The sequence below is a fragment of the Streptococcus mitis genome (assembly GCF_047460035.1).
In the GTDB taxonomy this organism is placed as follows: domain Bacteria; phylum Bacillota; class Bacilli; order Lactobacillales; family Streptococcaceae; genus Streptococcus; species Streptococcus mitis_DW.
In genome coordinates, this window is the sequence record NZ_JASHHB010000002.1 from 64325 (window position 1) to 89973 (window position 25649).

General features: G+C 39.0%; 21 protein-coding genes, 1 tRNA gene, 1 pseudogene and 1 riboswitch. Of the genes and pseudogenes, 6 read left to right on the top strand and 17 right to left on the bottom strand.

Annotation, left to right across the window (positions count from 1 at the left end; all coding sequences use genetic code 11):
* The first annotated feature begins 12 nt into the window (after window positions 1–12).
* Both QM956_RS02160 and mnmE read left to right on the top strand, forming a co-directional pair.
* Window positions 13–195, top strand: a complete 183-nt coding sequence (locus QM956_RS02160) for a 4-oxalocrotonate tautomerase (RefSeq protein WP_001117401.1) — start codon at window positions 13–15, stop codon at window positions 193–195.
* 137 nt (window positions 196–332) lie between these two features.
* On the top strand, window positions 333–1706 hold the full coding sequence (gene mnmE, locus QM956_RS02165) for a tRNA uridine-5-carboxymethylaminomethyl(34) synthesis GTPase MnmE (protein ID WP_261033516.1): 1374 nt from the start codon (window positions 333–335) through the stop codon (window positions 1704–1706).
* A gap of 45 nt (window positions 1707–1751) precedes the next feature.
* Here mnmE and dapA read toward each other — a convergent pair whose 3' ends face one another.
* From dapA to QM956_RS02185, 4 genes are all read right to left on the bottom strand, one after another.
* Window positions 1752–2687 (bottom strand): 4-hydroxy-tetrahydrodipicolinate synthase, encoded by a 936-nt coding sequence (gene dapA / locus QM956_RS02170; protein ID WP_261033499.1) that lies wholly within the window; start codon window positions 2685–2687, stop codon window positions 1752–1754.
* A 56-nt stretch (window positions 2688–2743) separates the two neighbouring features.
* Complete coding sequence (locus tag QM956_RS02175; protein WP_049544645.1) at window positions 2744–3820, bottom strand: aspartate-semialdehyde dehydrogenase; 1077 nt, start codon at window positions 3818–3820, stop codon at window positions 2744–2746.
* A 387-nt stretch (window positions 3821–4207) separates the two neighbouring features.
* Window positions 4208–4280: transfer RNA gene (locus QM956_RS02180), tRNA-Thr, on the bottom strand.
* A gap of 99 nt (window positions 4281–4379) precedes the next feature.
* Window positions 4380–4889: a QueT transporter family protein gene (locus QM956_RS02185; RefSeq protein ID WP_078228402.1), complete on the bottom strand. Its 510-nt coding sequence runs from the start codon at window positions 4887–4889 to the stop codon at window positions 4380–4382.
* A riboswitch (PreQ1 riboswitch) is annotated at window positions 4887–4984 on the bottom strand. (Overlaps the previous gene by 3 nt.)
* 28 nt (window positions 4985–5012) lie before the next feature.
* Here QM956_RS02185 and QM956_RS02190 point away from each other — a divergent pair.
* Window positions 5013–5444 carry a GtrA family protein gene (locus QM956_RS02190; protein ID WP_084888067.1) on the top strand — a complete coding sequence of 144 codons (432 nt, stop codon included), beginning with the start codon at window positions 5013–5015 and terminating at the stop codon, window positions 5442–5444.
* A gap of 82 nt (window positions 5445–5526) precedes the next feature.
* Complete coding sequence (gene mscL, locus QM956_RS02195; protein WP_000910199.1) at window positions 5527–5907, top strand: large conductance mechanosensitive channel protein MscL; 381 nt, start codon at window positions 5527–5529, stop codon at window positions 5905–5907.
* A 41-nt stretch (window positions 5908–5948) separates the two neighbouring features.
* On the opposite strand, the gene hemH is transcribed toward mscL, so the two are convergent.
* Window positions 5949–7043, bottom strand: coding sequence for a ferrochelatase (gene hemH / locus QM956_RS02200; RefSeq protein ID WP_125454502.1), 1095 nt, complete (start codon window positions 7041–7043; stop codon window positions 5949–5951).
* A 153-nt stretch (window positions 7044–7196) separates the two neighbouring features.
* On the opposite strand from hemH, the gene pepT reads away from it, so the two are divergent.
* Entirely contained in the window at window positions 7197–8420 is a 1224-nt protein-coding gene (gene pepT, locus QM956_RS02205) for a peptidase T (protein ID WP_125454501.1), read from the top strand.
* Window positions 8421–8458: 38 nt separating this feature from the next.
* Here the strand turns inward: pepT and QM956_RS02210 are convergent, their stop codons facing one another.
* The 8 genes from QM956_RS02210 to QM956_RS02245 all read right to left on the bottom strand — a co-directional run bounded on the left by QM956_RS02210 (window position 8459) and on the right by QM956_RS02245 (window position 21330).
* Window positions 8459–12691 carry a pneumococcal-type histidine triad protein gene (locus QM956_RS02210; RefSeq protein WP_414302162.1) on the bottom strand — a complete coding sequence of 1411 codons (4233 nt, stop codon included), beginning with the start codon at window positions 12689–12691 and terminating at the stop codon, window positions 8459–8461.
* A 210-nt stretch (window positions 12692–12901) separates the two neighbouring features.
* A complete protein-coding gene (locus tag QM956_RS02215) occupies window positions 12902–16027 on the bottom strand; it encodes a pneumococcal-type histidine triad protein (protein WP_414302163.1) in 3126 nt (1041 codons plus the stop codon).
* 7 nt (window positions 16028–16034) lie between these two features.
* Complete coding sequence (gene adcAII / locus QM956_RS02220) at window positions 16035–16952, bottom strand: zinc-binding lipoprotein AdcAII (RefSeq protein ID WP_045611728.1); 918 nt, start codon at window positions 16950–16952, stop codon at window positions 16035–16037.
* Between the two features lie 142 nt (window positions 16953–17094).
* Complete coding sequence (locus QM956_RS02225; protein ID WP_414302164.1) at window positions 17095–18486, bottom strand: APC family permease; 1392 nt, start codon at window positions 18484–18486, stop codon at window positions 17095–17097.
* 121 nt (window positions 18487–18607) lie between these two features.
* A complete protein-coding gene (sdbB, locus tag QM956_RS02230; protein ID WP_261020500.1) occupies window positions 18608–19174 on the bottom strand; it encodes a thiol-disulfide oxidoreductase-associated lipoprotein SdbB in 567 nt (188 codons plus the stop codon).
* A gap of 11 nt (window positions 19175–19185) precedes the next feature.
* A complete protein-coding gene (ccdA2, locus tag QM956_RS02235) occupies window positions 19186–19893 on the bottom strand; it encodes a thiol-disulfide oxidoreductase-associated membrane protein CcdA2 (protein WP_153199072.1) in 708 nt (235 codons plus the stop codon).
* Between the two features lie 214 nt (window positions 19894–20107).
* The gene (locus QM956_RS02240) at window positions 20108–20383 is read right to left on the bottom strand and encodes an HU family DNA-binding protein (RefSeq protein ID WP_001284637.1); all 276 of its coding nucleotides are present in this window, start codon (window positions 20381–20383) and stop codon (window positions 20108–20110) included.
* A 107-nt stretch (window positions 20384–20490) separates the two neighbouring features.
* Complete coding sequence (locus tag QM956_RS02245; protein ID WP_084887240.1) at window positions 20491–21330, bottom strand: DegV family protein; 840 nt, start codon at window positions 21328–21330, stop codon at window positions 20491–20493.
* 141 nt (window positions 21331–21471) lie between these two features.
* Between QM956_RS02245 and QM956_RS02250 the strand changes: the two genes are divergently transcribed.
* Window positions 21472–22320, top strand: a complete 849-nt coding sequence (locus QM956_RS02250; protein WP_084887238.1) for a YitT family protein — start codon at window positions 21472–21474, stop codon at window positions 22318–22320.
* Window positions 22321–22373: 53 nt separating this feature from the next.
* Here QM956_RS02250 and QM956_RS02255 read toward each other — a convergent pair.
* The 4 genes and pseudogenes from QM956_RS02255 to QM956_RS02270 form a co-directional block, all read right to left on the bottom strand.
* A pseudogene (locus tag QM956_RS02255) lies at window positions 22374–22631 on the bottom strand (nucleotidyl transferase family protein); the annotation flags it as partial.
* Window positions 22632–22945: 314 nt separating this feature from the next.
* A complete protein-coding gene (locus tag QM956_RS02260) occupies window positions 22946–23806 on the bottom strand; it encodes a methionyl aminopeptidase (protein WP_084887236.1) in 861 nt (286 codons plus the stop codon).
* A gap of 15 nt (window positions 23807–23821) precedes the next feature.
* On the bottom strand, window positions 23822–25099 hold the full coding sequence (gene spxR / locus QM956_RS02265; protein WP_004254268.1) for a CBS-HotDog domain-containing transcription factor SpxR: 1278 nt from the start codon (window positions 25097–25099) through the stop codon (window positions 23822–23824).
* Window positions 25092–25643, bottom strand: a complete 552-nt coding sequence (locus tag QM956_RS02270) for a GNAT family N-acetyltransferase (protein ID WP_060628259.1) — start codon at window positions 25641–25643, stop codon at window positions 25092–25094. The genes spxR and QM956_RS02270 overlap by 8 nt, the downstream gene beginning before the upstream one ends.
* Window positions 25644–25649: the final 6 nt, after the last annotated feature.

The window sequence follows — 25649 nt, forward strand, 5'->3', positions numbered from 1 at the left end:
GAGGAAGTTATTATGCCATTTGTACGCATCGATTTATTTGAAGGACGCACGCTCGAGCAAAAGAAGGCTCTTGCTAAGGAAGTAACAGAAGCTGTTGTTCGCAACACTGGAGCCCCTCAATCTGCTGTCCATGTCATCATCAACGACATGCCAGAAGGAACTTACTTCCCTCAAGGTGAAATGCGCACCAAATAATCTAGCTTAAGCAGAATTGCTTAGGCTTTTTCAATCTCCAAGTAGCATCCATTGAAGAAATAGCCTAAATTTGTTACAATTTGAAAAGAGACTTGGGAAAATTTCCAAGAAAAGAGCTATTAATTAAAGGAAATATTATGATTACACGTGAATTTGATACCATCGCTGCTATCTCTACTCCACTAGGCGAAGGGGCTATTGGTATTGTCCGCCTGAGCGGAACAGAAAGTTTTGCTATTGCGCAAAAGATTTATAAAGGAAAAGACTTGAACAAGGTTGCCAGCCACACTCTCAACTACGGTCACATTGTTGATCCTCTGACTAGTAAAGTCATGGACGAAGTCATGGTTGGAGCCATGAAATCTCCAAAAACCTTCACTCGTGAAGATATTATCGAGATTAACACCCACGGTGGGATTGCGGTGACCAATGAGATTCTCCAGCTAGCTATCCGTGAAGGAGCTCGATTGGCTGAACCTGGTGAATTTACTAAACGTGCCTTTTTAAACGGTCGTGTAGACTTGACTCAGGCTGAGGCGGTCATGGATATCATCCGCGCCAAGACAGACAAGGCCATGAACATCGCGGTCAAACAACTTGATGGTTCCCTTTCTGATCTTATCAATAATACCCGTCAAGAAATCCTTAACACACTTGCCCAAGTCGAGGTTAATATTGATTATCCTGAGTACGACGATGTTGAGGAAGCCACTACTGCTGTTATCCGAGAGAAGACTATGGAGTTTGAACAATTACTAACCAATCTCCTTAGAACAGCACGTCGCGGTAAAATCCTCCGTGAGGGAATTTCAACAGCTATCATCGGACGCCCCAACGTTGGGAAATCAAGCCTTCTCAACAACCTCTTACGTGAGGACAAGGCTATCGTAACAGATATCGCTGGGACAACACGTGATGTCATTGAAGAATACGTCAACATCAACGGTGTTCCTCTAAAATTGATTGACACAGCTGGTATCCGCGAAACGGATGACATCGTGGAACAAATCGGAGTTGAGCGTTCGAAAAAAGCTCTTAAGGAAGCCGACTTAGTTCTGCTAGTGCTAAATGCTAGCGAGCCACTGACCGCCCAAGACAGACAACTCTTAGAAATCAGTCAGGATACCAACCGAATTATACTTCTAAATAAAACCGACCTGCCTGAAGTGATTGAAACTTCGGAACTCCCTGAAGACGTTATTCGTATTTCAGTCCTTAAAAACCAAAACATCGACAAGATTGAAGAGCGAATCAACAACCTCTTCTTTGAAAATGCTGGTTTGGTTGAACAAGATGCTACTTACTTGTCAAATGCCCGTCACATTTCCTTGATTGAGAAGGCCGTTGAAAGCCTACAAGCTGTTAATGAAGGTCTTGAACTGGGAATGCCAGTTGACTTGCTTCAAGTTGACTTGACTCGTACTTGGGAAATCCTCGGAGAAATCACTGGAGATGCGGCTCCTGATGAACTTATCACCCAACTTTTTAGTCAATTCTGTTTAGGAAAATAAGAAAATCCATGATCCTTCATACGGTCATGGATTTTTTAGCCTTCATTAATAATCTGGTCTTAGGACACCTGTTACAGTTGCCTTAGTCGCTTCGTAGTCGCCATCTACGACAACCTTGATAATGCGTTTGGCATCTTCTTCTGGTGCTGGAACTAGAGGTAAGCGTGTTGGGCCAGCTTCAAATCCCATATAGTTAAGAACAGCTTTAACTGGAGCAGGACTTGGATATGAGAAGAGGGCATTAACCTTAGGAATGAACTTGCGCTGAATAGCTGCTGCTGTCTTCATATCACTTTCTGCAATGGCAGTAAACATCTCGTGCATTTCATCCCCATTTGTATGGGATGCAACAGAAATAACCCCGTCAGCACCAAGGTTCATGGCATGGAAAGCATCTCCATCCTCACCTGTATAAATCAAGAATTCTTCAGGTTTGTGCTCAATCAAGTAAGCCATATTAGCCAAGCTAGTACATTCTTTGACACCAATAATATTTGGATGGTCAGCCAAACGAAGCATGGTTTCTGGAGTCAATTCGACAACCACACGACCTGGAATGTTATAGATAATAATTGGTAGGTCCGAAGCATCTGCAATCGCTTTAAAGTGCTGATACATTCCTTCTTGAGAAGGTTTGTTGTAGTAAGGAACAATAGCAAGCCCAGCTGCGAAACCACCAAATTCTGCTACTTCTTTGACAAACTCGATAGAGTCACGCGTATCATTGGTACCCACACCCGCAATCAAAGGCACACGTCCATTGACAATCTTTTGTACAGCCGCAAACAGTTCCAACTCCTCATCATGGGTCAAGGTTGGACTCTCAGCAGTGGTCCCTGCGAGAAGAATTCCATCCGTATGATGGTCCAATAAATGCTCAATCAAGGCTGGAATAGCATCGAAGTTGATGGAACCATCCTCATGGAAGGGGGTAATAAAGGCTGTGATGATTTTACACTCTTTTAAATCTTTATAAGACATGAGAAACACCTCTCTATTTTAAAGAAGGAGTTCATCTGAACTCCTAAACGTTATGACTATTTTAATTCAAATTTCAATTCGGCCGTTGGACGAACCAAGCCACGTTCGTGAAGAGTTTCAGCAATCTGAACTGAGTTCCAAGCAGCACCTTTGAGAAGGTTATCTGAAACAACCCACATGTGGATTCCTTTTTCAGCATCCAAGTCTTTACGGATACGACCAACAAAGGTATCACGCGATCCCACTGCATTGATGGCTTGCGGATAAATTTGATGAGCGACATCATCTTCAAGGACAGCGCCTGGGAAGGCTGCGATAGCTGCTTTTACTTCTTCAATTGGAGCCACTTCTTTTGTTTCGATGTAAACAGACTCAGAGTGAGCTGACAAGACTGGAATACGCACACATGTTGCAGACACTGCAATGCTATCATCTTCCATAATTTTCTTAGTTTCCTTAGTCATCTTCATCTCTTCGTAAGTGTAATCATTTTCAGTGAAGACATCAATTTGTGGAAGAGCATTGAAGGCGATAGGATAATGTTTCTTATCCCCACCTGAAGGCAAGATTTCCGCATGCAAATCACGTGGGGTTACACCATCATTCAAGACTTCACGAAGTTCACGTTGTGTCTCAAGAATTGCTCCCATACCAGCACCTGAGACGGCTTGGTAAGTTGAAACGATGATACGATTCAAGCCCCATTTTTGACGGACAGGTTCAAGCGCCACCATCATTTGGATTGTTGAACAGTTAGGGCAAGCAATAATCCCGTTGTGGGCATCAAGTGCATGAGCATTGACCTCTGGAACAACCAAAGGAACATCTGGATTTTGACGGAAGTAAGATGTATTATCTACTACTACCGCGCCAGCTTTTACTGCGTATGGTGCATACTTAGCTGATGTAGAACCACCTGCCGAAAAGAGAGCAATGTCAATTCCTTCAAAAGCTGTTTCAGTCGTTTCTTCAATTGTAATATCTTGATCTTTAAATTTCAAAGTCTTGCCTGCTGAACGAGCAGAAGCAAGGTAACGGATTTTATCGATTGGAAGTGTTGATTCTTCCAACATTTTTATCATCTGAGCTCCGACAGCACCTGTCGCGCCGACTACAGCAACTGTATATCCCATAAATAACCTCTTTCGGAATTTTCTAAAAATTTCTATAATAGATGTATTATACTACTTTTTCCATGAATTGCAAAGCTTTTTCATCATTTTTTGGAAAATAAAAATCCCCAGTCGCTAGACTAGGGACTAAGAGGCATCTTCATGTGATGAGCAGGTTCACACAACTCATCAAGGTCCGCTCCTGCGTTATGACCTCCTTATGCTCAATAGTAGTCCGAAGACTACCTATCGACTCATCGCATCTACTATTCTACTAAAGAGAATGACTTTTGTCAACAGACGAAACTTTTTAGTTTCATTTACACAGCTGAATAGAAATATCTTTGAAACATTTGATGCATACATAACAAAAACCCTTGTAAATCAAGGGCTTTTCTGTCTATTTTATGCTAATTGCCGGGATTGAACCGGCGACCTCATCCTTACCATGGATGCGCTCTGCCAACTGAGCTAAATCAGCTTACCTAAAAAGTATACTATAGTTAGAAAATCTTGTCAAGTTTCCTTAGATATTTTCCATAAGAAAAAGCCAGGTAATAGCTACCTAGCTTTTCTGGTTCTATTTAGTTAAATCGATTCGACGACCAATTTTACCAATAATAATCGCTCCAATAATCAATGAGGCAAATTCACCAATCCCTGTTGTAAACCAAGTAAGGAAAAATGGTAATTGCGCTACGATATTCAACTCGGCAGCGATAGTAAACATAGAAATTGAAAAGAGAATTGAAAAGAAGAAATGATCTTTTCGAATTAATCCGTTAAAGAGGTAATCTTTGCTGTATTTTGCAAAAAGCCAAACACCTAAACTGAGGAATACCAAGGTTGATCCACCACCAACAAAGACATCTAGGAGTCCGAAGCTAAAGAAATTAGCAATCATACAACCGATGGTAACTCCGATGATGTACTTAGGATTGTAAAAAGCCATAAAGTTCATCATTTCTGAAATACGGAACTGATAAGCACCATAGCTAATGGCATTTAGGGGCGGTGTGACAGTCAAAACGACATAGATAGCAGCGACGATTGCGATATCTGCAACATCACGAATAGTTAATTTTTTCATCTTTTCTCCTTTAGCGGATTATCCGCGTGTAATATGCTTGGTGAAAGAAGCTAAGCACCAAGGGTTGCTTTATTCAACCTTACTAGTATAGCACAATAGCCTGCTTTATGCTATACTTAAAGCATGAAAAAACGCATTGAAAGTCTCTTCGTGAATGAGCTCTTAGCCTATCTTTTTTTTGGAATAGCAACTACTCTTGTCTCCATTCTATCTAGATTAGTCATTTATCAACTAACTCATAGAGAACTCCTTGCTACTGGACTAGCAAATAGTATCGGTATCCTATTTGCATTTATTACAAATGATAGGCTTGTCTTTAAGCAAGCTAGAGAGAATTGGTCAATTCGTTTAGTAAAATTTACTATAGCACGTCTTTCTACTTTTCTTTTAGACTTGTTTTTAACTTTTATCTTTGTAACTCAGTTTCCTAATATTATCGGACAATTTGTAAATAATAATATAGACAAGGTTAATAGTATTGAAACCGTTATTTCACAATTCTTGATAATTATCCTCAATTATATTTTTAGTAAGGTATTTATTTTTAAAAAATAAGAAAAAATTAAGCATATTGCTTGCAAGAACTTCTTAATTAATATATAATCAAGAGTAAAAATTTTGGAAAGGAATTATGAAAATGTTAAAAGATCTTAAAGCATTTTTGCTTCGTGGTAATGTTGTTGACCTTGCTGTCGGTGTGATTATTGCCTCTGCTTTTGGTGCTATCGTAACTTCATTCGTTAACGATATCATCACTCCTCTACTATTGAACCCAGCCTTGGAAGCTGCGAAAGTACAAAATATCGCTGAGCTTGCATGGAATGGTGTTACATATGGTAAATTCTTGAGTGCTATTATCAACTTCCTTGTTGTAGGTACTGTTCTCTTCTTCGTTATTAAAGCTATGGAAAAAGCCCAAAGCCTTACTAAGAAAGAAGAAACTGTTGAAGAAGCTCCAGCTGGACCAACTGAATTGGAAGTACTTCAAGAAATCAAAGCTCTTCTTGAGAAAAAATAATCGATTAAAAGGATCTAGCGCAAAGCTAAATCCTTTTTTCTTTACTCTTTTGGTAACTTACCTGCTTTCTCAAGCATTTTCTTAATAAGATAAGGCATCTTAACATTTTCCCGACCTTTTTTCTCAATCAATTTTTTCACAAATTCTGGCATTTGTAAATCTTGAGATTCGGCCAAGATATTTTTCGTCTCATCTGAAGGAACTAACTCATCAAAGGTTTCTTCTTCTGGGAGAAATTCCTTAAACTCTTTGTCCTCATTAGCTCTGACTGTATTAACCAAGGCATCAATCAAACGAGAATCTGTATTTGGCATTGGTGGACGATGGTAGTTTACACCAAATTCCTGACATAAGTCATAACATTCCACATCATTGTCAAACAAGACTTCAATATGCTCGCTAATGAAGCTGATAGGAACAAAAATATAATGGTCTGGATGTTCTTTCCGTTCTCTGAGATACTCTAAGACATCTGGCTTAATCCATGGAATACCGATATCACTTTCACTTTGCCAAGTATTAGTATATTGCTCAGAACTCAAACCTAGTTTTTCAGCGACTAGCTTGCTATTTTCGAAAATTTGGTCGATATAGGGGTCACCAAAATCCAAGGCAAAAATGGGCACACTATGGGCTGAAAAGATGACTTTAAAGCTATCCTGCTTTACTTCTTCTTTTAAAATCTTAGCAATTTCATCTGCCCAATAGTTTAAGAGCGCTTCTTCTTGATACCAGTCCTTGATAACTAAAAATTTAATTTGTTTGCTTTCTAAAAATTTCTCGTATCCCATGACAGAGTAAAAAGAATAATGGGGCTCCAAAATCAAGCAAATACACTGCTCGATTCCGTCTGCTTCCATCTGACCTATTACATCTGGGATAAAGGGTCTAGAAAACTTATTAGCAAAATAAACACTATACTCATTCCCCAGCCTAGCTTCTACCAAGGCAACCTCTTCTCGGGTAATTTTTTGCAGAGGCGTGCCGCCAATTCGTACATAATTATCATAGAGAGTCTGAATTTCGTGGTCTTGAGGTCTCACTCCACGACGAATATTTGTGAAAAAATCAGCCACACCTTCAAAGGTAATCTCTTCTGGCGAACCGAAAGTCATCATTAAAATTGCTTTTTTCATAATCGCTTCCTTGTGATATTTTTATCAAGTTTATTTTATCATTTATCCATTAATAAGTAAACGCCAACATAGCGAATTTCCCTAACTTCTGTCTTTTGTTTTTCTCTCTTTTCTATGATACAATGGAAAAAATGAATTCAAAAGGAGTTTTTTATGACTTATCCAAATCTCTTGGACCGCTTCTTGACCTACGTTAAGGTCAACACGCGCTCTGATGAACACTCTACTACTACTCCAAGTACGCAGAGTCAGGTGGATTTCGCAACCAATGTTCTTATTCCTGAAATGAAACGTGTTGGACTACAAAATGTTTATTATCTACCAAATGGTTTTGCAATTGGGACCTTGCCAGCCAATGATCCATCTTTAACACGAAAAATTGGCTTTATATCTCACATGGATACTGCTGACTTTAATGCCGAAGGAGTCAATCCACAGGTAATTGAAAACTACGATGGTGGTGTGATTGAACTAGGGAATTCTGGTTTCAAACTCGATTCAGCTGACTTTAAGAGTCTTGAGAAATATCCAGGACAAACGCTCATCACAACCGATGGAACAACCTTGCTAGGTGCTGATGACAAGTCAGGGATTGCTGAAATTATGACTGCTATTGAATATCTAACTGCTCACCCTGAAATCAAACACTGTGAGATTCGTGTTGGTTTTGGTCCAGATGAAGAAATCGGTGTTGGTGCTAATAAATTTGATGCAGAAGATTTTGATGTTGATTTTGCCTACACAGTTGATGGTGGCCCACTAGGTGAACTTCAGTACGAGACCTTTTCAGCAGCGGGTGCTGAATTGCATTTCCAAGGACGCAATGTCCACCCTGGTACCGCCAAAGGTCAGATGGTCAATGCCCTTCAGCTAGCAATTGATTTTCACAATCAACTTCCAGAGAATGACAGACCTGAGTTAACTGAAGGTTACCAAGGCTTCTACCATCTAATGGATGTGACAGGTAGTGTCGAGGAGGCGCGTGCAAGCTACATCATTCGTGATTTTGAAAAAGATGCCTTTGAAGCGCGTAAAGCAGCTATGCAGTCAATCGCTGATAAGATGAATCAAGAACTTAGTAGCGACCGTGTCACCCTAAACTTGACAGACCAGTACTACAATATGAAAGAAGTAATTGAAAAAGACATGACTCCAGTTACCGTTGCTAAAGCCGTTATGGAAGATTTGGGGATCACTCCTATAATCGAACCAATCCGTGGAGGGACAGACGGCTCTAAGATTTCCTTTATGGGAATCCCAACTCCTAATATCTTTGCAGGAGGAGAAAATATGCACGGACGTTTTGAATACGTCAGCCTTCAGACAATGGAACGTGCAGTTGATACCATTATTGGTATCGTAGCTTATAAAGACTAAAAAGACGAGGTAGCTCAGCTACTTCGCCTTTCTTTTTATTATGCTGGTTTTTCTTGATTTCCAGTACTTGTTGTAGATTCTGTTGTTTCCTTTTCTGAAGTTGATTCAGCAGGTTTAGAATCTGTTGTGTTGCTTGGTTTGCTTTCGTCGCTAGCAGTTTCACTGTTAGATTCAGATGCTACTGGTGCTTCGGTTGCTGTACTTGCAATTGGTTGATTCTCTGCACTTGTGCTATCAGCATTCGATTCAGCTTTTGTTGCTGGAGTTGCTTCTTCACTTGCTCTTGATTTAGACTTGATTTCTTGATTCAAGACCAGAATAGCTTTTGTCAATTCAAGTAAAGCAGCCTTATCTTTACTCTTAGCAGAAAGTTGATCTAGTAGAGCATCCACCTTATCAAAGTCGGCATCAGAACCCTTATTGTTTTCTAAGTAAGCGTGAAGCGACATAAGAATATCGTAAAGTTTTTGATAGAGTACAAGTGTCTGAGGATCTTGCTCAGCATTATCCTTTTCTTGTTGAAGGGCGCTAGCGATACGAGTCAAGACATCTTTCACCTGACTGTTTACTTCATCCAAGTCTGCATCAGCCTTGTTTGTAGCAACTTTGAGATTTTCTACTTCTTCTGCTAAGGATTGTCTGATTCCTTCTTCTTGGATTTGTTCCAAGAGTTGATTTGCCTTGCTCAAAAGACTTTCTACTTCTTCCTTGCTAACATGATTGACATGTTCTTCAGGCATAAAGTCTCCGTACAATTCTTTCAAGAAGCCATAAATAGCTGTCTTGGCAGTTTGATTATCAACTTTTTCAGTATCTAGAACTGTCTGAGTCGATTTAGCAGTAGTTGGTTGAGCTTTCAAAGCTTCTTCCACTTCTTGTTTTGCCTGATAGATGCTTGGGAATAATTTGTTCAATTCTGCTGCCTTTAGGAAGGATTGAGATTGATACAGGGTCCAAGTCAACTGAGCCACTTTGTTTCGTAGTTCATCATTCAAACGACCGTCATTTACGTGTTCGTAGAAATACTTGATGTATTCTACAGTTGTAACACCTGTTCGATCATTAAAGTCTTGCAAGGCTTGAAGTTGTGATTCAACCGCTGCTAAACCGGCCTCATCTTTAGCTAACTTAGCTTCTTGGAGTCGAACGAGTAGGTCTTTCTTAGGAAGTCCATAAGTGTCCGTATCCAGAGTATTGATTTTATCAATCAAGGCCTGATATTTCTTATCTAAAGCACTTGTTTCAACAGGTTTGACACTTTCATCAATATGGATATATTGCTTATCAAAGAGTTCAAGTGTTGCAAGATAACCTGCTGTAGAGTTAGTTGCCAGTTTCTTCATATTTTCAGTAAACTGACCTAAGGCTAACTCAATCTGTCTTTGTTCGATAGGCTTGTCTTTGTAGATACTTCTGCTATCAGCTAGAAGTTGATCTACTTTCTCCAAGACTGCCTTCTCATCAAAAGCTCCAGGTTGATAATTGGATTGTAGGGCTGGAATCTTGTTTTTCAAAGCCACTTCATATCCCTTCGTTTGAACCTTGATGTAGTGATTGTGGTCGCCATGAGGAATCACAAAACTACCATTTTCTACCTGTAAACTATAAGGAGACACACCATCTCGCAAAGCAGTGGTATAGAGTTCATTTAAGAAATCAAGTTCTGGATTGCCAGTTTGAAGAGGAATCCGAACGTGTTCTTTACGAACAGCATATGGATGGATATGAGTTGGATCGTAGGCTTGGTCTGGATTTCCAAAGACAAAGAAGCCGTTTGAAATTCTAATAGCTTCAAGTGGAACTCCGTAGGTCTTAGAAATATAAGCAATTTTTTCTTCATCGCTAGCATCTCTTGAGAAAGACTCTACCGTTTTAGCAAGAGGTTTTACAGGTTCTGCATCATGATGTGTTTTCAGATGGTCTTGCGCTGCCTTAATTTGCTCTGCTGTCAAGTCCTTCTTGAAGAAGTAATGATTGTGGTCACCATGACTCATGACAAAGCCTTGATCATCTTCACTTATGACACGATCGGCATCAAAACCGTGATCATGGTCTTCATCATGATGGTGTCCATGATGATCTTCATCGTGATCGTCATCATGAGCTGGATTTGGTGTTGCTGTATTTGCACCTTTCAAGTGGTCTTGCGCTGCCTTAATTTGCTCTGCTGTCAAGTCCTTCTTGAAGAAGTAATGATTGTGGTCACCATGACTCATGACAAAGCCTTGATCATCTTCACTTATGACACGATCGGCATCAAAACCGTGATCATGGTCTTCATCATGATGGTGTCCATGATGATCTTCATCGTGATCGTCATCATGAGCTGGATTTGGTGTTGCTGTATTTGCACCTTTCAAGTGGTCTTGCGCTGCCTTGATTTGATCAGCAGTCAAATCCTTCTTGAAGAAGTAATGGTTATGATCACCATGACTCATAATAAAGCCTTGCTCATCCTCACTGATGACACGATTAGCATCAAAACCGTGATCATGGTCTTCATCATGATGGTGTCCATGATGATCTTCATCGTGATCGTCATCATGAGCTGGATTTGGTGTTGCTGTATTTGCACTTTTCAAGTGGTCTTGCGCTGCCTTGATTTGATCAGCAGTCAAATCCTTCTTGAAGAAGTAATGGTTATGATCACCATGACTCATAATAAAGCCTTGATCATCCTCACTTATGACACGATTAGCATCAAAACCGTGATCATGGTCTTCACCATGATGGTGATCGTGATTATCTTTATCGTGTTCATCATCATGAGCTGGATTTGGTGTTGCTGTATTTGCCCCTTTCAAGTGGTCTTGTGCGGCCTTGATTTGATCAGCAGTCAAATCCTTCTTGAAGAAGTAATGATTGTGGTCACCATGACTCATGATAAATCCTGATTCATCTTCCGCAATAATACGATTAGCATCAAAGCCGTGTCCACCTTCTTCATGTTCCTCATGTGAAACACCAGGATTGACTGGAAGAGATGGCGAAGGTGTTGTTAGGCCATTGTTTGGAAGAGTCGGTTGACCAATTTGGTTCGCCTTAGGAATGTAATGGAAATGATCGCCATGTCTTACAATATAAGCTGTAGCAGTTTCTTCGACAATATCTTTAGAATTAAAGATATAACCATCAGATGTTGAAGAGATAGCCTTATTTGTAAGCAAGGAAGGATGATTCAAAGTAGATGGACTGCTTGGAAGACTTCCTAGACTAGACGCTACTCCATGAGGTTTTTCATTTGTAGAGACCGTAGAACCAGTTCCACCGATAGGCACCATTCTAGCAATCTTTTCTTCTAAAGGAGAGAGCTTGCTGTAAGGAATAAAGTGATAATGATCGCCATGCGGAATCGCAACTCCATTTGGCGTACGGCTGATAATCTTAGCAGGGTCAAAAACCAGACCGTCTGATTCACTGTAACGTTGGTCACTAGGTGAATCATAGAGTTCTTTCAAAAGACTTTGGAGATTTTCAGCTTTATTCGCTGGCTTGCTAGTTGAGCCTTGTGCTACAGATTGCGTGTCATTATCACTAGCTGTTGAAGAATAGCTTAACTGACTTGGTTGCGTATTTTTGCCAGCTAAATGAGCTTTTGCTGCTGCTAACTCACTAGAAGACAAATCACTTTTTGGAATATAGTGATAGTGACCTCCATGAGGAACGATATAAGCATCACCCGTATCTTCGATAATATCAGCTGGATTAAAGACATAGCCATCATCTGTCGTATAGCGTCCCTGAGATCTTGCTACAGCAACATCTGAGCTGACCTTCTCATTATCTTTGACATGTTCTTGTTTTTGACGATTGATTTCATCCTTGGTTCGAACATTATCAGCATGAGCTGCATCTTTCAGGTAGACATAATATTTTCCATCGACCTTGATGATATAGCCACCCTTGACCTCATTGACAATATCTCCGTCCTTAAGTTGATAGTTTGGATCCTTCATCAGAAGTTCTTCACTAAAGAGGGCATCATAAGGAACTTTACCATTATAGTAATGATAGTGGTCACCGTGTGACGTCACATAGCCCTGATCTGTAATCTTAATGACAATTTGCTCAGCCTGAATTCCTTCTTTTTGGCTAACCTGGTCTGGTGTCAGGTTTTCAGTTTTCTGACTTGACTGGCTGCCATCCACATAAGAGACACGATTATTGTCCTTGTTTTCCTGCGATCGATGCTGGTTCAGTGCATAAGCGCAAAGACTCAAGGATACGATAACAGCTGATCCAGCTGCTATATATTTTTTATTGAATTTCATAAATCCCTCATTTCAATAAATGATGAAGCTATTTCTTAACTTCTTTTTCTCGGTTAAACAGTTTTTCTCAACTGGTTATTTAACCAATTAATTAACCAGTAAATAGTTTACCTTTTTTAAGCTTATCTGTCAAGATTTTTATATCATTTTAAAAAATAAAAGCCAGTATTGCTACTGACTCTTACATCATTTTGATTTATAGTATAAAGTTTATACTGCTGGTTTCGTCGTAACTGACTCACTACCTTTTAACAAAGCAAGTAATTTTTCTGCTTCTGCCATAATGCCATTATTATCCATGGTTTGGAGACTCAGATTATTTCGTAAACCAGATAGGCTCTCTGTCACATTGTCTTTCAAACTAGCATCCGTTACTTCAGCAAGTAGAGCTTCTACTTCTTTGAGTTTGGCTTCTACTTTTTCGGTTTCTACTTGAGGTACTTCAGCTTCGTCTGTTGTATCTTTAGATACTTCTTCTGTCTCGTCTTCATCAGTGCTCGGTTTATAAAGATTATCTACTGAAGGGGTTGAACCTGTATGATTTTCTTTTTCATTGGATTCAGGACGGGTTGACTCGACTGATTCATGATGATCTTCCTTATCTTCATCAGATTTACTGTCTTTGTCTGCCTTATTTTTACGAACATGGTCGCTGGCATTTCCCCAACCATTATCTGAGTGAGGACGTTCTTCAGGATGTTCAACATAATATTTTACAGTCGCAAAGAGATCCTCAAGGCTATAACCCTTAGGTGCTTCATAGAGTCCTTCGTCAAACCAACCAAATTTAATGTTATGATAATGGTCGTAATGAGGTATAATTAAGCTACCATTTTTAACTTCAACAGTATGTTGTAGATTGTAAGGAATATGATCAAGTGGGACCTTCTTAGCTGCTTTCACTTTATTATAGATTGCTTCTACTCCTTTAACCTCAGTATTTCCTGAACCCTGATTCTCTGTTGAAGGAGGTATCAAACCTTTCTCTTTAGCATAAGCCTGAGCTGCCACTCTTTCAGCTTCAGACAAGCTCTCTTTCTTAATCCAATGACTATGGGTCATATGCGGAGTTACATAAGCATCTCCCTCATCACTGGTAATATCACGAGTGTCAAAGATATAACCATCTTCTGTTGTGTACTTGCCTGCTAATTTCGCTAATTTAATTTCATCGTCTGTATAAGCAATTTGAGCATTTGGTTTGCCAAGTCGCTCTGGATGGGTAATTGGTGCTAGGAATGCCAATAAATCATCTACCAATTTTCCTTTATTAGAAGATTCATCGTTCAAGCGTTCCGCTAATTTGTCTAAGGCTTGGAAATCAGAAACGCGACCTTTATTTTCAGATAAGGCTTTATGAGCCTTGGCCAATAAATTATATGCTTTATCATAAAATTCTTGGTCACGAGGAGCGACATTTTCTTTCTTCGCAACTAGCGCATGTGTCTCTTGAGTTTTCTTAGACAAGAGATTTTCAATAGTATCAATCTTATCCTTGGCCAAATCTTTAGCAAGAACATAACGACTAACGCCCTTATCCTCTATAATATATCCGTCGCCAACTTTTCTAACAACCTGGTTGACATCAAATTCAGTCGTTTTATTTTCCGCTGGCGCTTGAGGTTTGGTAGTAGGCGCTGGCTTCAGTGGAGTGACGCTTGGCAAAACATTGCCATTTTGTCCCTTGACAGCTATCATACGAGCTAATTTTTCTTCCAAAGGGGACATTTGGGAGTAAGGGATAAAGTGATAATGGTCTCCGTGAGGCACTGCTACACCGTTAGCTGTACGTTTGATGATTTGTGCCGGATCAAAGACTAATCCATCAGATTCTACATGGCGTTCTGATAAAGGTTTGGCATACAATTCACTTAAAAGTGTTGGGATATCTTCCCCTTGATTTTGATGATATGTTGGGGTGACAGTCAGGTTTGGAGTCTCTGTCAAACTTGGTTGGACTGGTTTAGCATTATCACTACTTGGTTTACTTGAACTTGTAGCAGAATGAGACTGTTTACCATTCCAATAAGCTTGGGCAGCAGCCAATTCTCCTGCAGACAAATCACTCTTAGGTATATAGTGGAAATGATTGCCGTGCGGTACAACAAAAGCGTCACCTGTATCTTCAATCACATCTGTCGGACTAAAGACATACCCATCATCCGTTGTATAGGCACCTCCAGTTGCTCGATTCGGTGCCGGCGTATTGAGATTAAAGTTTGGTTTAATGGTTGAACTTGGTGTTGAACTTGTTTTCTCAGGACTGCTTGGTTTCGTATTATTAGAATGACTTTGAACTGGCTGACCTCCAATTGGTAGATTTCGAGCCAATTTTTCTTCCAAGGCAGACATTTGCGAATAAGGAATGAAATGGAAATGATCTCCGTGAGGAACTGCCACACCATTGGCAGTACGTTTTGTAATCTGTGCTGGGTCAAATACCAAGCCATCAGACTCCACATGACGTTGGCTAAGTGGCAAAGCGTATAATTCTTGAAGAAGACTAGCTAAATCCTCACTTTGACTTTCAGGAGCTGTTGCAGGATTTTGAGGAGTCTCAGATTGACTCGTTCTCACACTAGATCTTGTTTCAGCTCTACTAGAACGATATTCAACCGTACTTAATTGACCGCCTTTTCCAGATAAGAAGGCTTGGGCGGCAGCTAATTCACTGGCAGACAAATCACTCTTCGGAATATAGTGGAAGTGATTGCCATGAGGAACAATATAAGCATCACCCGTATCTTCGATGATATCAGATGCGTTAAAGATATAACCATCATCCGTTGTATAGCGTCCTTGAGCTCTGGCTGCAACTACTGCCTGATCGTTAGAACCACCCCCGTGATTACTACTATGTTCCTGTTTCTGACGTTTAATCTCTTCTTTTGTACGAATATTGTCCGCATGGGCGGCATCCTTGAGGTAAACATAGTATTTACCGTCTACCTTAATTACATAACCACCCTTGATTTCATTGACAATATCTGCATCCTTCAACTGATAATTCGGATCTTTCATCAGCAGTTCTTCACTGATGATAGCGTCATAAGGAACCTTGCCATTATAGTAATGATAATGATCTCCATGAGAAGTCACATAACCTTGATCCGTAATCTTGATAACAATTTGTTCGGCGTTGATTCCCTCTCTCTTACTGACTTCATCAGGTGTCAAGTTCTCTGCTTTTTGACCAGCCTGATCACCATCTATATAAGCTACTCGATTAGAATCTTTCTTAACTTGACCAGCTTGGTAACGACCAAGTTCATAGGAACAAACGCTTATGGCAAGGACTGCCACCGAACCCGCTACATATTTTTTATTGATTTTCATAATCTCCTCATTTCAATTCTTCTGCTAAAACACTCATATTTTCTTCAAGATTTTCTAGATAGGTCTTGTCATTTTGTGGGTCTGCCTCTAAAGGATTCAGAGTTTTAAGACCCACACCTGTTGATTTGACAAGAGTTTCAGCTACTTTTGAAGAAGCATTACTTTCTGTAAAAATCGTTTTAACCTTATAGGTCTTAACAAATTCCTGAATTTCTGTTAGTTGTCTTGGACTTGGTTCTTGTTCTGGAGAGATACCAGCGATTCCAAGTTGATTAAGTCCAAATCTCTTAGCTAGATAAGAAAAGGCTGTATGTTGTGTTACAAAAGTCTTCTGACTCGCTTTTTCAAATTTAGGTTGGAATTTCTTAGTTAGTTCCTGAGCGTTTTTGATAAAGGTTTCCGCATTTTTTTGATAAGTTTCTTTATGTTCACTATCCACCTCTGAAAGTTTATCAGCGATAATCTGGGCTTCTTCACCAGCTTTTTCAGGATCTAGCCAAGTGTGAGGATCATAGAGCGTTTTTTCATCAACTCCGTCCCCTGCTTCCACATCTTCTAGCCCTGGGACGCGGTCTAAAGTCATTCCCTCTGAAGCCTCTAAAACCTTCACTTTGGATTTTTTAAGATTGGGATCTAGACTTCCTGCCCAAGATTCGAGCGTATGAGAATGGTAAACAAAGACATCTGCATCATAGATAGCTGCGATATCATTTGCCGAAGGTTCAAAGGAGTGAATTCCACTACTTGACTGAATCATCCGAACATCATTCAAGTCACCAGATACTTCCTTGACCATAGCGTAGATAGGATAAAAACTGGTCACAATTTTCATCCCTTTCCCAGTCTGACTTTCCTTTTGGCCACAAGCCCCTAAACACAAAAGAAAGATACTTAACAATACTAAAAATAAACTCTGTTTTTTCATAAACAACCCCTTAACTATTTAATTAACTGGTAAACATTCTACTCCTAAAAATTTAATCTGTCAAGCTATTTTTAGAAAAAATTTGAAATTTCTTTCACATATAAAAATCTGCTAAGTTCCAATAACTCAACAGATTCTCACTTTATTCTTCTATGGTAGAATGCTTATAACCATAAGTAAAGTAAATAATACTTCCTACTAACAATGCAACTAGGAAAGCAATCCAAGTTTCCATATTATACTGCAACATAAAGGATAAACAAATGATGATTGATAAAATCGGTAACAGAGGTACCAATGGTGTTTTAAATTCTCCAGCTTTGGGCATTCCTTTTTCTTTCCGTAAGCGAATCAGACCATAAGCCAGCATGATCAAGTAGGCCAAGGTACAAATATTTAAGAAGGCTGCGATACTAGCAAGAGGGAACATTCCTGCTGCTACTGCTGAAGCTAGACCGGTCAAGATAGTAGCATTCTTTGGTACCTTGCTAGTCTTTGTTAATTCTTTAAAGGCGGCAGGCATCAATCCGTCACGCGCTAAACTGTAAATCATACGAGATAGGGCATAAGTCATTGAGATACAAACCGTAATCAAGGTTAAGATAGCAACTAATGATACATAGTTGGCTGCCCAACTGATCCCAACGCTACGAAGGGCAAAGGCAACGGCATCGTCGACATTTAGATGGCTATAATGGACCACACCAGTTAAGACAAGCGTCACCAAGGCATAAAGAATGGTTACGATAGAAAGCGATAAGACAATCCCTCTAGGAATATTTTTTTGAGGAGTCTTGACCTCATCTACAGCCATAGAGATGGATTCGAAGCCTAAAAATCCAAAGAACATTAAGGACGCACCAGCCATAATACCAGTACTAGCACCATAGATTTGTCCAAAACCATAAGGAGCAAAATTGCTCCAATTATCAAGCTTGATATGCCAAATTCCCACCAAAATAAAGAGAGCTAAAGCGGAAAATTTCAAAATCACTAGAATAGAATTAAAACGTAATGCTGCTTTAGCATTGAGTAAAACAAGTGAGGTCACCAATACCAAGACAAGAATAGGCAATAAATCAACAAATGTCCCTGCTTGAGGATTAAAGGTACCATTTAAAGCCTGAGGAAGGGCTATCCCATATTGAGAGAGCAAGCCTTTAAAATAAGCTGCCCAACCCGAAGCCACACCAGATATGGCTGTCATGAATTCCATCATGGTTAACCAACCAGCCGACCAAGCTGGGAATTCTCCTAAAATAGCATAGAGATAGCTGTAGGCACCACCTGTAGCGGGTACTCGTGAAGCAAATTCTGCAAAAAAGAGGGCTGATAATCCTACACACAAGGCAGAAATGACGATTGAAATCACTAGGGCTGGACCCGCTAGAGTTGCGGCTGCAGTACCTGTTATTGTAAAGACACCTGTCCCTACCATGGCTCCGATACCCAGCAAAATCAAATCCCATAACTTCAAATGCCTGTGCATCTCCGTTTTATCCAAACTAACATTTTTTGTTCTAAATATATTCATCTTTGACTCCAAAATAAAATGATGATTCTATTTTACCATAAATATAGGATATTTGTGAATATTTATAAAACATTTTCCTAAAAAAATCTGACTACATCTTGTAATCAGATTTTTATCGATTCTATTTCATTTCTTTAAAGGCTGCTTCTGCATCCGAGTTGCTGATAACACCAAATTGAATCTTTCCAATCTTTCCTTGACTATCAATCAAGTATTCTGTAGGAATGCTTCGGATTTGATAAGCTTGGAAGGTTGTTGCTTTTGTGTCATAAAGAACTGGGATATCCTTATAACCTTGATCTTGGAACCATTGTGGGAATTGCTCTACAGTTTTTTCACCTTGAATTCCTGGTGCAATAACACTAAGAATTTCGAAATCGCGATCTGGTTTTGCAGCTAATTCCATCAACTCAGGCATACTTTTTTTACATGGACCACACCATGAAGCCCAAAACTTCAAATAAACCTTTTTACCCTTATAATCAGATAACTTCACTTCTTTGCCATCCATTGATTGCAAGGTAAAATCTGGCGCCTCTTTCCCAACAGCAATTTGTTGTACAGGCGTTTGTTGTTGCTGTTTTGGGGATTGTTGTGGAGCTTGAGTCTTTTTAGTTTCTTCCTCACCACAGGCCATCAATACGACTAATGACAAGAGGCTTAAACCAGCAAACATTATTTTTTTCATCTTTTTCTCCTTTATTCAAAAATTCCAGCTAGAACATTTACTTGTCCTAATAGTAACAAAATTCCCATTAAAATAATAAGGAAACCACCAATTTTCTTTAGTAGCATCATATGACGTTTGATTTTACTAAAACAAGGCATTACTACACCTGAAGCTAGAGCCAAAACCAAGAAAGGAATGGCCATCCCCAGAGTGTAAATAAGAGTATAGATAGCTCCTTGCCAAGCACCATTGCCTCCAGAAGCCGCAAGCGCTAAAACAGAACTTAAAACTGGACCAATACAAGGCGTCCAACCAAAGCTGAAGGTAATACCGAGTAAAAAGGCTGACCAATAACGATTAGCTTCTGATTTCTTAAAAGTAAAGCTTTTTTGAACCTCTAATTTCTTAAAATGAAAAATTTCCATCTGGTGAAGGCCTAAAATGATAATAATTGTTCCCATGGTATAGCGAAACCAATTGGCATAGAGAATATTACCAAAGTAACCAGCACCAAATCCTAAGATAAAGAAAATGAGTGAAATGCCTGCGATAAAGCAAAGAGTTCGAATCAGACCTGACCAGGCAACCTTTCTCCCAAATAAAGAAAAGCTTTTTGCGCTTTCCTGATCATCCAGCAAAATTCCAGTATAAACAGGTAACAGAGGGAATATACAAGGGGAAAAGAAGGACAAGATCCCTGCTAAAAAAACGGAGATTGAAAATACTATCGTTTCCAATAAAGAACCAACTTTCTTAAGATTTCTAATCCTATTTTACTATAATCAATTTCATTTGTATGATTTCTGCTACGCAAATTGAATTAGCCAGTATTTGAAAGATTTGTTCCGGTATTAGTTCATTCAGATTCTGCCCCAAAAATGCCCCAAAACCAAAAGAAAAGCCTGTCACACAAGCTCAAATGCTTGATATAACAGGACTTTCAAAGGCTGATTATTTAACAGCGTCTTTAAGAGCTTTACCAGCTTTGAATGCTGGAACTTTAGAAGCTGCAATTGTGATTTCTTTACCAGTTTGTGGGTTGCGACCTTTACGTGCAGCACGCTCACGAACTTCAAAGTTACCAAAACCGATCAATTGAACTTTTTCACCAGCTGCAAGGTAGTCAGCTACTGCTGCGAATACAGCTTCAACTGCTGCTGCTGAGTCTTTCTTAGTCAATTCTGTAGCTTCTGCTACTTTAGCGATCAAATCTTGTTTGTTTGCCATGTTAATGATTCCTCCAATTTAATTTCTAATTAACAATTATAATCATATCCTAAAATCCCTTTTAGGTCAAGTTAAAAACGCTATTTCTTCCCATTTTATTTATTTTTTTAAGAGTAGTAACGTACTAAAATAGCCCAAGCGTTCTCACCCGTGTGAGTTTGAATAATAGAGCCCGTTTCCAAAACTGAAATTGGCTTTTCAACATAAGCTTGTAAGCTTTCTTTCATCTCTTTAGCCCAATCAGCACTACCAGAATATGAAATTCCAATCTCTGCTACAGAACGTTCAGAGAGCGACGTTATCAACTCATCTAACCATTTTTTAAAAGTTTTAGCTCCACGACCTTTAACGATTGGCTGCAATTCATGGTCTTTCATCTGCATGACAACACGTATATTGAGAAGTGAGCTCAACAATCCAGTTACACGCCCAATTCGTCCACCTTTAACAAGATTTTCCAAAGTCGAAACGCCAATATAGAGTTCTGTGTGTTTTTTTACCTCTTCTATGCGAGTTAAAATTTCCTCCATATCTTTGCCTTCTTGTGCTAACTTCGCAGCCTCAACAACTTGGAATTTCAGGGCTTGGTCAGTGAAGGAACTATCAATAACTGTCACGTCGGCAGTAGATAAACTAGCACCCTGTCGCGCTGCTTCTACAGTACCAGAAAGAGCATGGGACATATGAATAGCAAGAATCTGGCTACCATCCTTGCATAGGTCTTCAAAAACTTCAGCGAAGACACCTACAGGGGGCTGGCTTGTTTTCGGGAGGTTCTTACTTACTTGCATCAACTGAAGAAATTTACCTTCTTCTTTCAAATCCGCATCAGAATAAACAACATTATCAATCATTACAGATAACGGAACAACAGTGATATCTAATTGTTTTACTAGTTCAGGTTCAATAGTAACAGATGAATCGGTTACAATCTTAATTTTTGTCATAGTATCAATCTTTCTATTTTAGGATTCAGATTGGTTTTCTTACTTTTAATTATATCAAAAAAAGATTAAAAATCCTAATGGAGTCAATCAAATTTTCCGTAAAAATTTGATATAATCAACTTATAAGAAAAGAGGTGTCCTATGATTAAAAAAATTTACCCCATTTTTACCATTTTACTAGGTGCTGCTATTTATGCTTTTGGGCTGACTTATTTTGTAGTTCCTCATCATCTCTTTGAAGGAGGGGCAACAGGTATTACCCTTATCACCTTTTATCTTTTTAAAATCCCTGTTTCGCTCATGAACTTGCTGATTAATATTCCTCTTTTCATCCTAGCTTGGAAGATTTTTGGAGCAAAATCTCTCTATTCTAGTTTACTAGGAACCTTAGCCTTGTCCGCCTGGTTGGCTTTTTTTGAGCGTATTCCCCTTCATATTGATCTTCAAGGTGATTTACTGATCACAGCCCTTATAGCTGGGATTCTATTGGGAATTGGGCTCGGAATTATCTTCAATGCTGGTGGGACAACTGGTGGAACTGATATTGTAGCTCGTATTATCAATAAATACACTCATATATCTATGGGAAAACTGCTTTTTATCTTAGATTTTTGTATTCTCATGCTTATTCTCCTAATCTTTAAGGATCTGAGATTAGTTACCTACACGCTCTTATTTGATTTTATCGTTTCTCGTGTTATTGATTTGATCGGCGAAGGTGGCTATGCAGGTAAAGGATTTATGATTATCACAAAACGTCCTGACCAACTTGCTAAGGCGATTAATGATGACCTAGGAAGAGGCGTTACTTTCATCTCAGGTCAAGGTTATTATAGTCGAGAAGATTTAAAAATCATTTACTGTATTGTCGGAAGAAATGAAATTGTGAAAATGAAGGAAATGATTCATCGAATCGATCCTCAAGCCTTTATAACTATTACAGAAGCTCACGAAATCCTTGGAGAAGGATTTACCTTTGAAAAAGAATAAAAAGAGGTAATGTACTGAATTGATTTCTTTTAGAATCTACAATAATAACGTGAAACAATGATAATTTCTCCATCAAAGTAATCCTTTAAATCTTCTGTCGTGAGAGTATCGAATTGACTACTAAAATCAAGAAGATATAATTCCTCTACACCCTCTCGGTTTTACTTTCTTTCACGTTCAGCAGAGTTCAAAATAGGCAAAAACAATTCCGAATGATAAGGCTCTAAAGCAATCTTTAAAGATTCATTAAACATCATAACCACGATAGGCAACAAATCCTTCCTCGTAGCCTTGTTGGTAACACGAAATAATTATTTATCAGATAGTTTGCCAATATCTTTGTGGTTTTTATAGAAATAGTAGTAAATATAAAATAATTATTTCATAATGATATCTATTTCTGTAACAGAAAATCTGAAACATATTTTTTACCTGAAGTGTAACAGTGTAGAAAGTTCATTTTTTTGAAATGATTATAAAGTACAATATATTGAGGTAAGAATTTTAAAGCCAGAAAAACGCATTATATCAGGCACTTAAAAACTTGATACAATGCGTTTATTTAATATGAAAAGATCTACTAGATTCTTTAGAAATGAACTTCCAGTAGCCTTTTCACTTTTTATTAATAAGTCCCTTCTTCACCTTGGCTAGTCAAGATTACCGGACCATCTTTAGTAATGACAAATTGGTGTTCATACTGACATGACAATCCACCGTCAATGGTCTTATGCGCCCAGCCAGTTTTCATATCTGTATCGATTTCCCAGTCACCTGTATTGATCATCGGTTCAATGGTCAAGACCATACCTTCACGAAGACGAAGTCCACGACCTGCAATACCATAGTTGGGAACCATTGGCTCTTCGTGCATAGTTGGGCCAACACCATGACCAACCAAATCTCGCACTACACCGTATCCACGACTTTCAGCGTATTCTTGAATAGCCGCACCGATATCACCGATACGATTTCCAACAACAGCCTGCTCAATCCCCTTATACATGGCCTCTTTAGTTACATCCATCAAGTTTTTCACTTTTTCGGACGGTGTACCAACAGCATAAGCCCAACAAGAGTCTGCTAGGCCACCAGAATAGCTCTGAGTGTATTTTTTCATTTGCTCCACATTGTTGAAATTTAATTTTGAGACATTCAGGTCAGATTTAGCAATGGGACCTCCCAAAACCATGTCAACTTTGAGCAAATCACCATCTTTCAAGATATAGTGACGAGGGAAAGCGTGAGCTACTTCATCGTTAAGAGAGCAACAGGTAGCATAAGGATAGTCCATCATGGCACCGTCAACTCCAATCTGAAGCGGAAGGAAATTTTCTTCCTTACAACGACGGCGAACGTATTCTTCAACTTCCCACATATCTACGCCAGGCTTAATCAAATCACGTAAGCCAATATGAATACTTGCTAGAAAATCTCCAGCCTTGTCCATAGCTTCGATTTCACGAGCTGATTTTAATGTTATCATTATTTCTCCTAGTTTCTAATTAATTTTAACAGTCACATTTGCTTTTGAAACAATCTGATGACCGTGATAAATATCGTAGTCAATAATAGCTGATCGTCTAGTATGATGGATAATACGTGCCTGAATGCGCAGTATATCATCTATCTGAACAGCCTGCAAAAAGTAGATCAGCATTTGTTCGATGATGAGATTGCGACCACTATTCACAACTAAATCTTGGGTCATATGAGTCAGTATCTCTGCCAATACACCATTAGCCAAAACACCGTTCTTCTCTAGCATAAAGGGTTCCACTGTAATCACTACTTCATCATGGTGATAAGAAAGTTTTTGACCAATCTGTTCAGAAAAAGTAGGTAGAGCAGAAACTTGGGAACGACTCATCTTCTCCATGACATCTCGTCTTGTTACAACCCCAAGCAAGGTTTGATTATTTCGAACAACCGGTACCATTTCAAAGTCTTCAGCAATCATCCGTTGACTCACATTGGCAATATTTGTCGATAATCCAACCAAAAATAGACTACGAGACATGACTTTATCAATTGTGGTACTTGGTGACTTATCACCCGCATCTCTCATAGTAACAACCCCAACAACGACCTGATGTTGATTGATAACAGGGAAACGGCTGCTACGATTCTTACGTACCAAATCCAAATAATCTTTAACAGTGTCTGTCTCTCTCAGAAAACCATATTCATGACTCGGACGGTAAAGTTTCTCAACTGTCAGAATATCAGTCTTGATTTGGACATTTGATAAGGCTTTATTGATCATGGTCGCGACAGTGAAAGTGTCATGTTTGCTTCTTAAAACAGGAATTCCTTTTTGATTGGCCAGTTTAAGCACGTCATCATGAACATGAAATCCTCCTGTCACAAGAACAGCATTTTCATTTTCAAGTGCTAACAGTTGGATACGAGTACGGTCTCCGACAATCAAGAGTCCCCCATCATGAAGGTAGGACAGGATATTTTGTTCAGTCATGGCACCGATAGAGAACTTACTAAATTCTCTATCTAAACCTTCTTGACCAGACAGAACCTCAGAAGAAGTCACTTCAGCAATTTCAGCAAAAGTTAATCTCTCTATAGCAACTTTCTGAGATTTGACACGGATAGTACCACTTCTTGGACGAGTCTCTACAATTCCACGATTTTCAGCTTCTTTAATAGCCCGATAAGCCGTTCCATCACTGACTCCCAGATGATTGGAAATGCTACGAACACTGACCCTTTTACCGACAGGTAATTCCTCCAAATAGCTTAGAATTTCCTGATGCTTACTCATTGAATTCTCCTTTTACATACCGAAATTCAAGATAATCCCGCATTTTTCTTGTGTAGCGATCACTTCCCTTAAACTGACGAATCAAACGGAATCCAGACTTAAGAGCAACTCTTTGGCTAGCTTCATTTTCAAGGTGGGTAATAATGGATAATTGTTTTAAGCCTAATTCCTCAAAAGAAAGCTGACAAATTTTTCTAACAACCTCTGTCATAAATCCTTGCGACCAAGCATCTTTTCTCAAAAAATAGCCAAGCTCAGCTTCTTTTTTGATTTCATCTAACTTCTCAAATTTAATAGAACCAATCATTTGTTGATTTTTCTGGTCACAAATTGCCCACACTCCCAAAGGGGACTTCATAAAGTAATTCGCTAATGCATATTGACTTTCTTCCAGACTTGCCTGAGTTGGGAAAATAAATTGAAGATTTTCTGGATTTGAAGCTATCTCGTGGAAGTCCTGACTATCACTAAAAAAGAAAGGACGCAAATACAAGCGATCCGTTTCAAAAAAAGAAAACATTGCTAATTTGGTCCAAATATTCATAAACAC

What these genes read in the sequence shown, in the direction of transcription:
- QM956_RS02160 (WP_001117401.1), top strand. Translation starts at nt 13, where the DNA reads ATGCCATTTGTACGCATCGATTTATTTGAAGGACGCACGCTCGAGCAA.
- mnmE (WP_261033516.1), top strand. Translation starts at nt 333, where the DNA reads ATGATTACACGTGAATTTGATACCATCGCTGCTATCTCTACTCCACTA.
- dapA (WP_261033499.1), bottom strand. Translation starts at nt 2,687, where the DNA reads ATGTCTTATAAAGATTTAAAAGAGTGTAAAATCATCACAGCCTTTATT.
- QM956_RS02175 (WP_049544645.1), bottom strand. Translation starts at nt 3,820, where the DNA reads ATGGGATATACAGTTGCTGTAGTCGGCGCGACAGGTGCTGTCGGAGCT.
- QM956_RS02185 (WP_078228402.1), bottom strand. Translation starts at nt 4,889, where the DNA reads ATGAAAAAATTAACTATTCGTGATGTTGCAGATATCGCAATCGTCGCT.
- QM956_RS02190 (WP_084888067.1), top strand. Translation starts at nt 5,013, where the DNA reads ATGAAAAAACGCATTGAAAGTCTCTTCGTGAATGAGCTCTTAGCCTAT.
- mscL (WP_000910199.1), top strand. Translation starts at nt 5,527, where the DNA reads ATGTTAAAAGATCTTAAAGCATTTTTGCTTCGTGGTAATGTTGTTGAC.
- hemH (WP_125454502.1), bottom strand. Translation starts at nt 7,043, where the DNA reads ATGAAAAAAGCAATTTTAATGATGACTTTCGGTTCGCCAGAAGAGATT.
- pepT (WP_125454501.1), top strand. Translation starts at nt 7,197, where the DNA reads ATGACTTATCCAAATCTCTTGGACCGCTTCTTGACCTACGTTAAGGTC.
- QM956_RS02210 (WP_414302162.1), bottom strand. Translation starts at nt 12,691, where the DNA reads ATGAAATTCAATAAAAAATATATAGCAGCTGGATCAGCTGTTATCGTA.
- QM956_RS02215 (WP_414302163.1), bottom strand. Translation starts at nt 16,027, where the DNA reads ATGAAAATCAATAAAAAATATGTAGCGGGTTCGGTGGCAGTCCTTGCC.
- adcAII (WP_045611728.1), bottom strand. Translation starts at nt 16,952, where the DNA reads ATGAAAAAACAGAGTTTATTTTTAGTATTGTTAAGTATCTTTCTTTTG.
- QM956_RS02225 (WP_414302164.1), bottom strand. Translation starts at nt 18,486, where the DNA reads ATGAATATATTTAGAACAAAAAATGTTAGTTTGGATAAAACGGAGATG.
- sdbB (WP_261020500.1), bottom strand. Translation starts at nt 19,174, where the DNA reads ATGAAAAAAATAATGTTTGCTGGTTTAAGCCTCTTGTCATTAGTCGTA.
- QM956_RS02240 (WP_001284637.1), bottom strand. Translation starts at nt 20,383, where the DNA reads ATGGCAAACAAACAAGATTTGATCGCTAAAGTAGCAGAAGCTACAGAA.
- QM956_RS02245 (WP_084887240.1), bottom strand. Translation starts at nt 21,330, where the DNA reads ATGACAAAAATTAAGATTGTAACCGATTCATCTGTTACTATTGAACCT.
- QM956_RS02250 (WP_084887238.1), top strand. Translation starts at nt 21,472, where the DNA reads ATGATTAAAAAAATTTACCCCATTTTTACCATTTTACTAGGTGCTGCT.
- QM956_RS02260 (WP_084887236.1), bottom strand. Translation starts at nt 23,806, where the DNA reads ATGATAACATTAAAATCAGCTCGTGAAATCGAAGCTATGGACAAGGCT.
- spxR (WP_004254268.1), bottom strand. Translation starts at nt 25,099, where the DNA reads ATGAGTAAGCATCAGGAAATTCTAAGCTATTTGGAGGAATTACCTGTC.
- QM956_RS02270 (WP_060628259.1), bottom strand. Translation starts at nt 25,643, where the DNA reads ATGAATATTTGGACCAAATTAGCAATGTTTTCTTTTTTTGAAACGGAT.